The sequence below is a fragment of the Gillisia sp. CAL575 genome, assembly GCF_000403785.1.
GTDB lineage: Bacteria > Bacteroidota > Bacteroidia > Flavobacteriales > Flavobacteriaceae > Gillisia.
This window is the reverse complement of record NZ_APHJ01000026.1, coordinates 139,888-153,517: the sequence shown is the minus strand read 5'-3', so window position 1 is coordinate 153,517 and position 13,630 is coordinate 139,888. Positions and strand designations below refer to the sequence as shown.

Below are 13,630 nucleotides of genomic sequence, written 5' to 3'. Positions count from 1 at the left end.
TTATTTACTCAAATACATTTTTCTTCTCGCATATAGATCGTAGAAGATATCATCCTTCAAACTATCTATAAAAAGAATACTTTCTCCGGTACTCTTCATTTCTGGTCCTAACTGTTTATTAACATTATGAAATTTGTCAAAAGAGAATACCGGCTGTTTAATTGCGTATCCTGTTAACTGAGGATTAAAATCGAAATCTGTCACCTTCTTTTCACCTAGCATTACTTTAGTTGCATAATTCACATATGGCTCTCCATATGCCTTCGCAATAAAAGGAACGGTACGAGAGGCTCTAGGATTAGCTTCTATGATATAAACTATATCGTCTTTAATAGCAAATTGGATATTAATTAGTCCAACGGTATTTAAGGCTAATGCAATCTTGTTTGTATGGTCTTTGATTTGTTGCATTACAAGATCTCCTAAATTAAAAGGAGGAAGTAAAGCATTAGAATCTCCAGAGTGAACTCCACATGGCTCTATATGTTCCATGATCCCAATAATGTATACATTCTCACCATCACAAATAGCATCTGCTTCAGCCTCTATAGCGCCATCTAAATAATGGTCTAAAAGCAATTTGTTGTTAGGCATCTTACTTAAGAGATCTACAACATGTTCTTCTAATTCGTTTTTATTAATCACGATCTTCATTCCTTGTCCTCCTAAAACGTAGGATGGTCTAACTAATATTGGAAAATCAAGTTCATCTGCAATCGCCAAGGCTTCATCTGCAGTTTCAGCAACTCCAAATTCTGGAAATGGAATATCATTATCTTTCAATAATTTAGAAAAACTTCCTCTGTCTTCCGCAAGATCTAAAGATTGAAAGCTTGTTCCTATTACTTTTATCCCGTATCTGTCTAATTTTTCAGCAAGTTTAAGAGCAGTCTGTCCACCAAGTTGAACAATTACGCCTTCTGGTTTTTCATGTCTAATAATATCGTAGATATGCTCCCAGAAAACTGGTTCGAAATATAATTTATCTGCAACATCAAAATCTGTTGAAACAGTTTCAGGGTTACAGTTGATCATAATAGTTTCATAACCACATTCTGCAGCTGCAAGCACCCCATGTACACAACTATAATCGAATTCTATTCCCTGACCTATTCTATTAGGTCCAGATCCTAAAACAACTATTTTCTTTTTATCGCTTACCTTACTTTCATTATCCACATACCTAGATCCATCTGCCCTTTCAATTTCTGCTTCAAATGTGGAGTAGTAATAAGGAGTTTCTGCTTTAAATTCGGCTGCACAAGTATCTACCAATTTAAAGATTCTATTAATATTTAGCTCATCTCGTCTTTTATAAACTTGACTTTCTAAACATTTCAGCATATGCGCGATCTGTCTATCTGCAAAACCTTTCTGCTTAGCTTCTAGCATTAGATCCTTGGGTAAAGTATCTATATTAAATTTTGAAATTTCAACCTCCAATGCATATAATTCCTCGTATTGCTTAAGGAACCACATATCAATTTTCGTGATCTCATGAATTCTGCTTAAGGGAATTCCAATTTGGATTGCATCATAAATCACGAATACTCTATCCCAGCTTGCATGAGTTAACTTATCTATAATCTGTTCGTAATTGGTATAACTTTTCCCATCTGCTCCAAGTCCATTTCTCTTTATTTCTAAAGATTGTGTGGCCTTATGCAAAGCTTCTTGAAAAGATCTTCCAATTCCCATCACTTCACCTACAGATTTCATTTGAAGCCCTAACGTACGATCGCTACCTTCAAATTTATCGAAATTCCATCGAGGAATTTTCACGATTACATAATCTAAAGTAGGTTCGAATAATGCCGAAGTAGATTTAGTGATCTGGTTCTCTAATTCATCTAATGTAAATCCTATTGCCAGCTTTGTAGCTATCTTTGCAATTGGATACCCAGTTGCTTTAGAGGCCAGTGCAGAAGATCTTGATACTCTAGGATTGATCTCCACAGCAATTATATCTTCATTTTTATCTGGACTTACAGCGAATTGAACGTTACAACCTCCAGAAAAATCTCCAATATTGCGCATCATTTTGATAGCGAGATCTCTCATTTTCTGAAATGTAACATCACTTAATGTCATGGCAGGAGCAACTGTAATAGAATCTCCTGTATGTATACCCATAGGGTCCATATTCTCTATAGAACAGATAATTACAACATTATCATTCTTATCTCTTAAAAGTTCTAACTCGTATTCTTTCCATCCAATTAAGGCTTTATCTATTAAAACTTCATGAATAGGCGATGCTTCAAGTCCGCGAGTAAGCAACTCATCAAAATCCTCTGCTTTATGAACAAAGGCAGCACCACTTCCTCCTAAAGTAAATGAAGCACGAATAACCAAGGGAAAACCAAATTCCTGCGCAACTTCTTTTCCTTGCAGATAAGAAGTTACTGTTTTAGCTGGAGCTACGGGAACATTTATCCTTCCCATTAATTGCTTGAATTTCTCTCTATCTTCAGTAATATTTATAGCATCTATATCTACACCTATAAGTTTCACATCAAAATCGTTCCATATTCCTTTTTCATCTGCTTCAATACATAGGTTCAAAGCAGTTTGTCCTCCCATTGTTGGAAGAACTGCATCTATATTTGGATGTTTTTTAAGGATCTCAACAATAGATTTAGTAGTAAGAGGTAACAAGTATACATGATCCGCCATTGATGGGTCGGTCATAATAGTTGCAGGATTGGAATTGATAAGTACTGTTTCAATTCCCTCTTCCCTAAGTGATTTAAGAGATTGTGCACCAGCGTAATCAAATTCGCAAGCTTGACCAATAACAATTGGACCCGAACCGATTAATAAAACACATTTAAGTTGGCTGTTTTTAGGCATTTAAAGAGAAATTTAATAGTTATATAATGACAAAGAAATGATTAGATATAAAAAAAGGCGCTACTTATAAAAGTAACACCTTATTATTTAAATACTAATTTTCACTAGTGTTTGTGTCTAGTTTCTGAAGAAACAGATAATTTTTTTCTACCCTTTGCACGTCTTCTAGCTAACACCTTTCTTCCGTTCACACTCGCCATGCGCTCTCTGAATCCGTGTTTGTTTTTTCTTTTTCTCTTGGATGGTTGAAATGTTCTTTTCATTTTAATTATCTTTAATCTTCTGTGGAATTCTTGGTTTAACTAGTTTAGACCTATCTCTAAAACTGCGGGCAAATATACAAAGACTTATATATCTTCCAAAAACAAATTTAAAATAATTTGTAATTGTTTTTATTAACTTTGCGCTCTTAAAAAAGCAGCCTTATGTTCAATAAAAATTTCAAATTAATAATAGCCGGATTAATTGTAATCGCATCTGTGTGGCAATTCATAGAGGGTCACATTGGAAATGGTATTATGCTAATTCTTCTCTCTTTGATCTTTATTTTTTTATATTTTAAAAATGAAATGATCCTTATGGCATTTTTAAGGTTAAGAAAGCAAGATTTCCCTGGAGCAAAAAAATGGTTGGACAGAATAAAAGATCCAGAAATTGCACTTACTCAAAAACAGCAAGGGTACTATTGGTACTTAAATGGTTTAATGCTCTCTCAAACAAATATAACCAAGGCTGAAAAATATTTTAAGAAAGCTATAAAATTAGGTCTAGCAATGGATCAAGATCTTGCTATGGCAAAATTAAATCTTGCCGGAATTGCAATGACAAAAAGAAGAAAAAGAGAAGCTCAAATGCTTTTAACTGAAGCTAAAAAACTCGATAAACATGGCATGCTAAAGGAGCAAATAACCATGATGAAACAGCAAATGAAAAAAATATAATCCCATAAGTGTTAATAACTTAGGGGATAACTTTTTAAACACGCACTTTAACTAATTTAAAGGGGTTTGAACGAATAAGTTTTTCATCCATTAACATCTAACTTATCTTTGATAGTGTAAGTATGTAAATGCAACACATGATAAAACTATTACCCCTCTTTAGTTTACTCTTATTGGTATCTCCCATTTTCGCACAGCAGGAAGAAAATAAATTATTCTTTTCTGAAGCTCTTGCTTTGCACCTCCCAAAATACAAATCCAACGCAGAAAAGGCTTATCACAGACGCGATTATAATGAAGCTACCAGGCTATTTGATTCTTTGGTAGAATATAGCTTAAATGGTAGCTATATGAACAACTTCCAATTTAATAAACTTAACAGCAAAGAAGTCTCTTTATATGATTTTAAAAAACCCACTTATTTAATAACATATGCTTCATGGTGCGTAACTACTGAAGGGGAAATTCCAGCAATTAATGAACTTGCCAATAAATATAGTGAAGAAATAGATTTTGTAATCCTTTTTTGGGATGATCAAAAAACCACAAAGAAAATGGCAAAATCATATAACAAAAATATTAGAGTGCTATATGTAAATGAATTGAATAACAGAGGCGCATATGTCGTTAGCCAACTGAAGCATGCTTTAGGCCTTCCAACAACTTTTTTATTAGATAAGGATAAGAAAGTCCTGGACGTAAGAAGAGGCGTTACGCACTCTCTAAATAAGAGCTTCGAAGAATCTTTCGATTTAAATTATAATTTGATGTATGATGGGATTGCTAATCATTTATTGAGTGATAAGAAGTATAATACAAATCAAGAAACTGTTGCCATTAATTAAGGCATTCGTTATTTGCAATTAACAAAAAAAAGGAGACCAAATTTGGTCTCCTTTTTTTTATAGTTTTTTTTGTAATTCAGACTTGCTAATTATAAATACCCTTTTCCGGAATATCTAAAAAGTAAGTTTTTCCAGATTTGTTATTTAAATATGAATCTCTTAACCATGGGTTGTGAATCTTCAATATTTTATAATTAATATCCAGGTCTTTAGCAAAAGCTGCAAAATCTGTAACTGCAGTGTCTACTTTTACCCTATAAGTAGGAATATCTTTGTACAACTGATCTTCGTTATAATTAAATCCATATTTTTTGGAATTGCTCATAATCTCCTTAAGAGCAAGGATTCTGAATACATATCGCCCTGTTTCTTCTCCTAAAAGCAAATCGTAGTATTTACTCACATCCTGCCTTTCTAACTGTCTTAAAACCCCTGTATTCCCAGCGTTATAAGCCGCCGCAGCCATAGTCCATGTCCCAAAGCGTTCTTTAGACTTCTTTAAATATTCACAAGCTACTCTGGTAGATTTTTCAATATGGTAACGCTCATCAACATTGTCATTGATCTCAAGTTTAAAGTCTTTTCCTGTCCCTTCTAAAATTTGCCAAAACCCAACAGCCTTAGCAGGTGAAACGGCTTGAGTAAGTCCACTTTCTATAACAGCTAAATATTTAAAATCATCTGGCACCCCATATTCTTTAAGAATTGGCTCAATAACAGGGAAATATTTATTTGCACGCTTCAACAATAATAAGGCATTAGATTGCCAATACGTATTCACTAATAACTCCCTATCCATTCTTTCATAAATATCTGGATTCTCTATAGGTACAGCTTCTCCTGCAAAATTTAAATTTTCTGGCATAGGCAATGCATAAATTGCATAATTCTCCCCTACAACCTTAGTTGTTGGATCTGTAATGATCTGAGCGTCCGGCGCTTCCTGTACTGCTTGTATACTTACAGCACAAATACTAATGAATCCAACACTCATCAATAATATTTTCAAAATTTTCATATTTACAGTTTTTATTTTTAGTCTTCTATTTTACCAGTTAAAATAATTGATGGTAGATTTTTATTGAACCATCTAAATCTATTCACTACCATTATATGAGTCCCTCCCTTCACAGGTATGCAACCATTTATATATTTAAATGGAAAAACAAGGTCTTCATCTCCATGAATATGTACAATTCCTGGAATTGGAGATTTACAATCCCAATTAATCATATTCTTTATTGACCAATCTATATAACTCACATCTCTTATAGATAAGTATTTCTTATAAAGATTTGCTCGCTTCTTTAAAAAATCTCCAAATGCAAATCTCTCAAATTGATCTATATGATTTAATAAACTGGTAGGAATAAATTTAACTAAGCCTTTTTTAGATGCATATCTCATTCTTCTAGGCAATTCTGCCCTAGATTTAACGCTGGAAATTATAATTAGTCTTTGTAAATTTAAATATTTACTCATTTCCTGCACAACAATCCCTCCAAAAGAAACACCAATCAAGACAATATTATCATATTCTATAAAAGAATTCATTCTTAAAGCATAGTCCTTTAAAGATTCATTTGATTCTGGTATCAACCATTCTAGCCAATGAATTTGGAATTGATCTTCAGGTAACTTTATATGCTCAAAAATAGATGGATTGGCAGCCAATCCTGGCACGAAATACACATGCACAATTTCATTGTTAATCAGCATTATAACCGGTGTGTATGATTAATGAGGTACGTATTGATATAAATTTATTTTTCATAATAACCACTATTTTTTCGGCTTATACAAATATCAACTATTAAATTATAATAGAGAATTTGACTAGCTGCCTTTGTAAAGAAGATAGATTAAAACATGTATATATGTGATATTATTGATCTTATAATTGTAATATGGAACACTATAAATTTTAAAAATCTAACATTATCTCTTCTAAAATATAGGCGAATTAAAAAAATGTACTCATTTTTTTAATATTGTCCATTAATTTCTATTATATCATTGACCAACAATGTTAAAAAAGGCAGAAATGAATACATATTTAAAATGATAATTAAACAAGCCTTAAAATTACCTCATATTGAAGTATCTTTGAATAAAATCTTACGATGATGATTGATGTAGAAATAAAGATTACAGATAATGAATTTTTAAGACAATTTGAATCTGTGATTAACGAAGAGTTGGTAATTGTAGAATACTCCCAGCAAGAGCGAAAAGTGTTCTTAACAAAACTTAAAATGCCAGAAGTGCTTAAAGAAGCTGGGTATTTAGAACCATTTTTAGAAGCACTATTAAGTTATATCCAGGAAGGAACTCACAAAGTAGTACCTACCAATCCTGAAATCGCTAAATATATGCGCAAGAATAGAAGGAAATACAAAGATCTTTTACCAGTTGGAATGAATATTTAATTCGTGATTTCCAATTCGTTATAAGTAAATCTCACAATTCCATCTTCATCAATTTTATCTAATTTTATTTGATGAAGAGTATTTATTAACTCCGGATTCCACGGAGTTTTTACTTTTACATAATTTTCTGTAAATCCGTGAATATATCCCTCTTTATTTTCACCTTCAAATAAAACAGTATGAATAGTTCCCAACTGACTTTCATAAAAAGCTCTTCGCTTTTTAGCAGAAAGGCCTCTTAACATTTTACTCCTCTTTTTTCTAGTACTTAATGGAACTATATCTTCCATTTCTGCTGCTAGCGTGTTTTCTCTTTCAGAATAGGCGAAAACATGAAGATAAGAGATATCTAATTCATTTAAGAAATTATAAGTTTCTAAAAAGTGCTCATTAGTTTCTCCAGGAAATCCAACGATCACGTCTACTCCTATACAAGCATTTGGCATCACTTTTTTAATCTGGCTTACCTTTTTCACGTATAGTTCCCGCATGTATCTACGGCGCATTGCCTTCAAAATTTGGTTACTCCCGCTTTGTAAAGGAATATGGAAATGAGGTACAAAACTATTGCTTTGAGCTACAAAATCTATAGTTTCATTCTCAAGTAAATTAGGCTCTATTGATGAAATTCTCAATCTATTAATACCTTTAACTTTATCTAAAGCTTTAACTAGATCTAAAAAGGTATGCTCATGCTTTTTATCACCAAATTCGCCCTTACCATAATCGCCTATATTAACTCCAGTAAGAACAATTTCCTGAATTCCCTTAGCAGCAATCTCTGAAGCGTTGTTTAAAACATTCTCTAGATTATCACTTCTTGAAATTCCTCTGGCTAGTGGAATTGTACAATAAGTACATTTATAATCACAGCCATCTTGTACTTTTAAAAATGCTCTGGTTCTATCTCCAAAAGAATATGCACTTTCATAAAAATCGGCATCTGCAATCTCACAAGAATGTATTTCTGCAAATTCCTGTTTCGTTAAATCATTCAGATAGTCGGTAATTTTAAATTTTTCAGTAGCTCCAAGAACAAGATCTACACCATTTACATCTGCAAGTTCTTCTGGTTTTAATTGTGCATAGCATCCAATAGCAATCACGAAAGCCTCTTCGTTTACTTTTTGTGTTTGCTTTACTATAGATTTAAATCTTTTATCGGCATTCTCTGTAACAGAACAGGTATTTATCACATAAATATCTGCTTTTTCAGAAAAATCCACCCTTTGAAAGTCCTCACTTTTAAAAGAACGAGCAATAGTACTGGTTTCAGAAAAATTGAGTTTACAACCCAAAGTATAAAAAGCTACTTTTTGAAGATTTGCCATTGATTAAATCTTTAATCCCTAAATGAGGGTGAATTTTACGAGATCTAACTCGATAATGAAATTAGTCCTAAAATCCATTGCCTGCTAATTTCAAGCCTCAGATCCTCTACTGAATTCCGTTAAATTTTGGGCTGCAAATATACCAACTAATCTTGGGTTGATAAAATGTATATGGAATGAGAATTTAGTGTTTATTCTCTTCTCCACTTTTTAGATTCTTCAAACACCTGCTCTAAAATCTCCTTATCATCCTCAGTAAACTCTATGCCTCTTCGTTTCATTACAATTTCTGCTACCTCAAAGGCTTTAGAAGTTTTATAAGTAGTCATTCCTGCACTTCCACCCCAGCTAAAACTCGGAATAAAATTACGTGGAAATCCGCTACCAAAAATATTTGAACTCACTCCAACCACTGTACCAGTATTAAACATAGTGTTGATTCCGCACTTGCTATGGTCGCCCATCATTAATCCACAGAACTGAAGTCCTGTTTTTGCAAAACCTTCAGATTCGTAATCCCAAAGTCTAACTTCAGCATAATTATTTTTAAGATTCGAATTATTAGTATCAGCTCCAATATTACACCATTCCCCTAATACAGAGTTTCCAAGAAATCCATCATGTCCTTTATTAGAAAAACCAAAAATCACAACATTCTTCACTTCTCCACCAATATTCGAGTGTGGACCCACAGTAGTAGCACCATATACTTTAGCACCTAATTTTAAAGTAGCATTATTACAAAGTGCAAGAGGTCCTCGAACCAAACTACCTTCCATTATTTCTGAATTTGCACCTATATAAATTGGCCCTTCAGAAGCATTTAATGTTGCGAATTCCACCTTAGCTCCTTCTTCTATAAAAATATTTTCTGGCTTTATCACATTGTTAGAAGCAGAGATTGGCTGAGACTCTCTGTCTTCTGTAAGCAATTCGAAATCTGCAGCTATAGCTTCTCCATTTTTAGAGAATATATCCCAAGTATGTTCAATTTGAAATGGCTCTCCCTCGAGTTCCAAGGCAGTATAGGTAGAAAAATCTACTTCTTGATCTTCTAAAGTGTAAAATGCAACCACATCCTCTTCAAAAAAGATAGCTTGATTTTTTTCTAGATTTTCTATTTGAATTAATAATTCTGGAGTTGGAAGAAAGGAAGCATTTATCATAATATTTTGCTCCATTTCAACCATTGGCCATTTATTAGCTAAATAATCCTCTGTAATAGTTGAAGTTGTTGAACCTAATAATTTCTCCCACTTCTCTCGGATGGTAAGAATTCCTATCCTAATATCAGCAACCGGTCTGGTAAAAGTAAAGGGTAAGAGTTGATTCCTTGAAGAACCATCAAAAAGTATATAATTCATATCCTATAATTTGAATGCAAAAATACTAATGAAATTACATTATTTAAATTGCTTGTTTAGTAAATTTTGTTTGTAACTAATTAGAAAAGGTAATCCATAAAAAAAGCCCTCATTTCTGAAGGCTTTAAAGGATCACTAAAACAAGGATTATTTCTTGAATTTAGCGTATTTGTTCTTGAATTTATCAATTCTTCCTGCTGTATCTAATAATTTAGATTTACCAGTATAAAATGGATGTGATGTTCTTGAGATTTCCATTTTAACTAATGGATACTCAGTTCCGTCAACTTCAATAGTTTCTTTAGTGTTCGCGGTAGATTTAGTAAGAAAGACTTCTTCGTTAGACATGTCTTTAAATGCTACTAATCTATAATTTTCCGGATGGATTCCCTGCTTCATCTATTTATTCTTTAAAATGGTGTTCGTTTTTCGAGTGGCAAATTTAATCAATTTTAATAAATATCAAACTATATCCACGTTATTTTTTGAATGATATCAACAAAACATTAAATATCTATGTTTGTAACGAATTGCTATATTTGTTTACTAACCACAAAACTAATCTTTCAATCTTAATTTTATGGAAAATCAACAAGCTACCGCTAAAAAATTCGTGCTTAATTATGGGGTCATGCTCGGAATTATTTCTGTGATTTATGGAGTTATCATGTATGTAACTAACGTATATCTTGATCCAAGTATTACTTATGGAATTATTTCGTACTTAATTGTTATAGTGCTGGTTACTCTTGCAATTAAAGCCTTTAAAGCTGAAAATGGTGGTTTTCTTAGTTTATCGGAAGCACTAAAGGTTGGAATTGGTGTTGCTGTTATAGGAGGTATAATTGCTGCTATTTGGACTTTTGCACTTACAACTTATATTGAACCGAATCTCATGAATGATGTGATGGAAACAACACGTGAAAAAATGATAGAGGCACAACCAGATATGTCAGAAGCTCAAATTGATGCAGCTATGGGAATGACATCTAAACTTAGCTCACCTCCAATAGCATTTGCATTATCACTAGTTGGAAACTTGTTTTTTGGATTGATTATTTCCTTAATCGTAGGGCTTATAATGAAGAATAAAAATCCTATGGAAGGATAGTCTAAATAATATTGAATGCAACTATCTATAGTAATTCCTCTATTAAATGAGGAAGAATCTTTAACAGAGTTATATAATTGGATTGTATCTGTGATGCAATCCAATTCCTATTCTTATGAAATAATTTTTATAGATGATGGTAGTACAGATGGCTCGTGGAAAAGCATTTCTCAGCTTTCTGTTCAAGATACCAATGTAAAAGGAATTAAATTCAACAGGAATTACGGAAAATCTCAAGCTTTACATGCCGGATTTTTAGAAGCTACAGGCGACGTTATAATTACCATGGATGCAGATCTTCAGGATAATCCTGAAGAGATTCCTGAACTTTACGACCTTATTCAGAAAGAACATTTCGATTTGGTTTCAGGCTGGAAAAAGAAAAGATATGATTCTTTACTTAGCAAAAATCTACCATCCAAACTTTTTAATGCTGCTGCAAGAAAAACTTCAGGAGTTAAGCTTCACGATTTTAATTGCGGACTTAAAGCTTATAAAAAAGAAGTAGTAAAAAATATTGATGTGTATGGAGAAATGCACAGATACATTCCTGTTTTGGCTAAAAATGCAGGCTACAGCAACATTACAGAAAAAGAAGTACAACATCAGGCCAGAAAATACGGGAAGACCAAATTTGGAATGGATAGGTTTATTAACGGATTTCTAGACCTTATTAGTATCTGGTTCTTATCTAAATTCGGCAAAAGACCAATGCACCTATTTGGCGCACTTGGAGTACTCATGTTCTTTTTTGGATTCTCTGCTGCAGCATGGATTGGGATTTCCAAACTTTATAAACTTTATCACCAGTTACCAAATATATTAGTCACCCAAAATCCTTGGTTTTTTATCTCTCTAATTTTGATGGTGATAGGTACTCAATTCTTCCTTGCAGGATTTTTAGGCGAGCTAATACTAAGAAGTAGACGAGACACCGAAAGGTATTTAATAAGTAAAACTACTGGAATCCAATAAACACTTTCCGCATTATTCGCTATTTTTGATTAAAATTTTATCTCATGACTCAAATAAAATCCGATATCCTTTCTAAAGCAAAACTTTGGCTAACCGATACTTTTGATAAAGAGACACACACTCAAGTAAATAATCTCATAGAAAATAATCCACAAGAACTGGAGGAAAGCTTTTATAAAAATGCTGAATTTGGAACTGGAGGAATGCGTGGGGTTATGGGTGCGGGTCCAAATAGGATCAATAAATATACTTTAGGAAAAAATACGCAAGGTCTTTCCAATTATCTTAAAAGAGAATTTGAAGGTGAAGAAATTCGGGCTGTAATTGCATACGATTGTAGAAAAAATAGTAAAGAATTCGCACAAATAGTTGCCGATATTTTTTCAGCAAATGGAATAAAAGTTTTTCTTTTTTCTGAATTAAGACCAACTCCAGAATTGTCTTTTGCAGTAAAGCATTTGGATTGTCACTGCGGAATTGTACTTACAGCAAGTCATAATCCTCCTGAATACAATGGTTATAAAGTATACTGGAAAGACGGTGGACAATTAGTTCCGCCACAAGACACCAAAATCATTGAAGAAATTGAGTCTTTAGATTACTCTGAAATAAAATTTGAATCAAAACCTGAATTAATTGAATATATAGATAAAGAAGTGGACGAGGCTTTTCAAACTGCTTCAGTAAAAAACGGAAGTTTTGGCACTTCTACTTCAGCAAAAGAAAATTTAAAAATAGTTTTTACTTCACTACATGGAGCTTCGAGTACTGCAACTCCTCAAGTTTTAAAAAAAGCTGGTTATGAGAATGTTTATTTAGTTAAAGAACAATCAGCACCGGATTCCAATTTTCCTACAGTAAAATCCCCTAATCCAGAAGAACCTGAAGCCTTAAAATTGGCTATAAAACTTGCTGAAAAGGAAAATGCAGATATTGTGATAGGAACAGATCCTGATGGAGATCGTTTGGGAATAGCTGTAAGAGATTTAAATAATGAACTGCTATTACTTAATGGGAATCAAACTATGGTAGTAATGACGTGGTTCTTATTGGAGCAATGGAAAAAGAGAAATGAATTAAACCAAAATTCCTTTGTGGCTTCCACAATAGTATCTACACCAATGCTTAAAAATATCACTCAAGCATATGGTGCGCAATATCAGGAGGTGTTAACTGGATTCAAGTGGATCGCTAAAATGATTAAAGATCGTCCAGAAATGCACTTTGTTGGTGGTGGTGAAGAGAGTTTTGGATATATGGTAGGAGACTTTGTAAGAGACAAAGATGCAACTACCGCTACCCTACTCGCTTGCGAAATTGCAGCGCAAATGAAAGAAAATGGCAGTTCTTTTTATAAGCAACTTATAGAACTCTATACGGAGTTTGGTTTTTATAAAGAAGAGTTAATCTCTTTGGTAAAAAAAGGCATAGAGGGAGAATCGCAGATCAAGCAAATGATGGTAGATCTTAGAGAGAATCCATTAAAAGAAATCAATGGAGAAAAAGTGGTACTTATAGAAGATTATCAATCTTCTATCTCTAAAAATAAACAGGATCATACAGAAACTGTAATAGATCTTCCTAAATCCAATGTTTTAATCTATTATACAGAGGAAGGTTCAAAAATAGCTGCGAGACCAAGTGGTACTGAGCCAAAGATAAAATTTTATATCAGCGTCAATGAGGAATTAAAATCTTCAGAGGATTTTGAAAAAGCACAAAAATTACTACAACAAAAAATTGCCGGAATAAGAGCAGATCTTCAGGTAGATTAATATAAA

13 protein-coding genes are annotated in these 13,630 nt (G+C 33.0%); 6 read left to right on the top strand and 7 right to left on the bottom strand.

Features of this window, described 5'->3' with window-relative positions:
• Both carB and rpmH read right to left on the bottom strand, forming a co-directional pair.
• A complete protein-coding gene (gene carB, locus I130_RS09295; RefSeq protein ID WP_034922022.1) occupies positions 1 to 2,853 on the bottom strand; it encodes a carbamoyl-phosphate synthase large subunit in 2,853 nt (950 codons plus the stop codon).
• A gap of 104 nt (positions 2,854 to 2,957) precedes the next feature.
• Positions 2,958 to 3,116 carry a 50S ribosomal protein L34 gene (rpmH, locus tag I130_RS16460; RefSeq protein ID WP_006990417.1) on the bottom strand — a complete coding sequence of 53 codons (159 nt, stop codon included), beginning with the start codon at positions 3,114 to 3,116 and terminating at the stop codon, positions 2,958 to 2,960.
• A 162-nt stretch (positions 3,117 to 3,278) separates the two neighbouring features.
• Here rpmH and I130_RS09290 point away from each other — a divergent pair, with 162 nt between their 5' ends.
• The gene (locus tag I130_RS09290) at positions 3,279 to 3,794 is read left to right on the top strand and encodes a membrane protein (protein WP_034922019.1); all 516 of its coding nucleotides are present in this window, start codon (positions 3,279 to 3,281) and stop codon (positions 3,792 to 3,794) included.
• A 137-nt stretch (positions 3,795 to 3,931) separates the two neighbouring features.
• Entirely contained in the window at positions 3,932 to 4,639 is a 708-nt protein-coding gene (locus tag I130_RS09285) for a TlpA family protein disulfide reductase (RefSeq protein ID WP_232224049.1), read from the top strand.
• Positions 4,640 to 4,724: 85 nt separating this feature from the next.
• Here I130_RS09285 and I130_RS09280 read toward each other — a convergent pair whose 3' ends face one another.
• Together I130_RS09280 and I130_RS09275 are read right to left on the bottom strand one after the other, a co-directional pair.
• Positions 4,725 to 5,657, bottom strand: coding sequence for a lytic transglycosylase domain-containing protein (locus I130_RS09280; RefSeq protein WP_034922014.1), 933 nt, complete (start codon positions 5,655 to 5,657; stop codon positions 4,725 to 4,727).
• Positions 5,658 to 5,674: 17 nt separating this feature from the next.
• The gene (locus I130_RS09275) at positions 5,675 to 6,358 is read right to left on the bottom strand and encodes an alpha/beta fold hydrolase (RefSeq protein ID WP_034922011.1); all 684 of its coding nucleotides are present in this window, start codon (positions 6,356 to 6,358) and stop codon (positions 5,675 to 5,677) included.
• Positions 6,359 to 6,762: 404 nt separating this feature from the next.
• Here I130_RS09275 and I130_RS09270 point away from each other — a divergent pair, with 404 nt between their 5' ends.
• Positions 6,763 to 7,068, top strand: a complete 306-nt coding sequence (locus tag I130_RS09270) for an N-acetyltransferase (RefSeq protein ID WP_034922009.1) — start codon at positions 6,763 to 6,765, stop codon at positions 7,066 to 7,068.
• On the opposite strand, the gene mtaB is transcribed toward I130_RS09270, so the two are convergent.
• From mtaB to I130_RS09255, 3 genes are all read right to left on the bottom strand, one after another.
• A complete protein-coding gene (gene mtaB / locus I130_RS09265; protein WP_034922006.1) occupies positions 7,065 to 8,399 on the bottom strand; it encodes a tRNA (N(6)-L-threonylcarbamoyladenosine(37)-C(2))-methylthiotransferase MtaB in 1,335 nt (444 codons plus the stop codon). The genes I130_RS09270 and mtaB overlap by 4 nt on opposite strands.
• A gap of 191 nt (positions 8,400 to 8,590) precedes the next feature.
• On the bottom strand, positions 8,591 to 9,763 hold the full coding sequence (locus I130_RS09260) for a GlmU family protein (RefSeq protein WP_034922003.1): 1,173 nt from the start codon (positions 9,761 to 9,763) through the stop codon (positions 8,591 to 8,593).
• A 147-nt stretch (positions 9,764 to 9,910) separates the two neighbouring features.
• Positions 9,911 to 10,162 (bottom strand): type B 50S ribosomal protein L31, encoded by a 252-nt coding sequence (locus tag I130_RS09255; protein WP_034922001.1) that lies wholly within the window; start codon positions 10,160 to 10,162, stop codon positions 9,911 to 9,913.
• 232 nt (positions 10,163 to 10,394) lie between these two features.
• On the opposite strand from I130_RS09255, the gene I130_RS09250 reads away from it, so the two are divergent.
• Genes I130_RS09250 through I130_RS09240 form a run of 3 tightly spaced genes read left to right on the top strand, consistent with a single transcriptional unit; the run spans position 10,395 to position 13,624 of the window.
• The gene (locus tag I130_RS09250; RefSeq protein ID WP_198012045.1) at positions 10,395 to 10,874 is read left to right on the top strand and encodes a DUF4199 domain-containing protein; all 480 of its coding nucleotides are present in this window, start codon (positions 10,395 to 10,397) and stop codon (positions 10,872 to 10,874) included.
• Positions 10,875 to 10,889: 15 nt separating this feature from the next.
• Positions 10,890 to 11,849, top strand: a complete 960-nt coding sequence (locus I130_RS09245) for a glycosyltransferase family 2 protein (RefSeq protein WP_034921995.1) — start codon at positions 10,890 to 10,892, stop codon at positions 11,847 to 11,849.
• A gap of 44 nt (positions 11,850 to 11,893) precedes the next feature.
• Positions 11,894 to 13,624 (top strand): phospho-sugar mutase, encoded by a 1,731-nt coding sequence (locus tag I130_RS09240; protein ID WP_034921992.1) that lies wholly within the window; start codon positions 11,894 to 11,896, stop codon positions 13,622 to 13,624.
• Positions 13,625 to 13,630 lie beyond the last annotated feature (6 nt).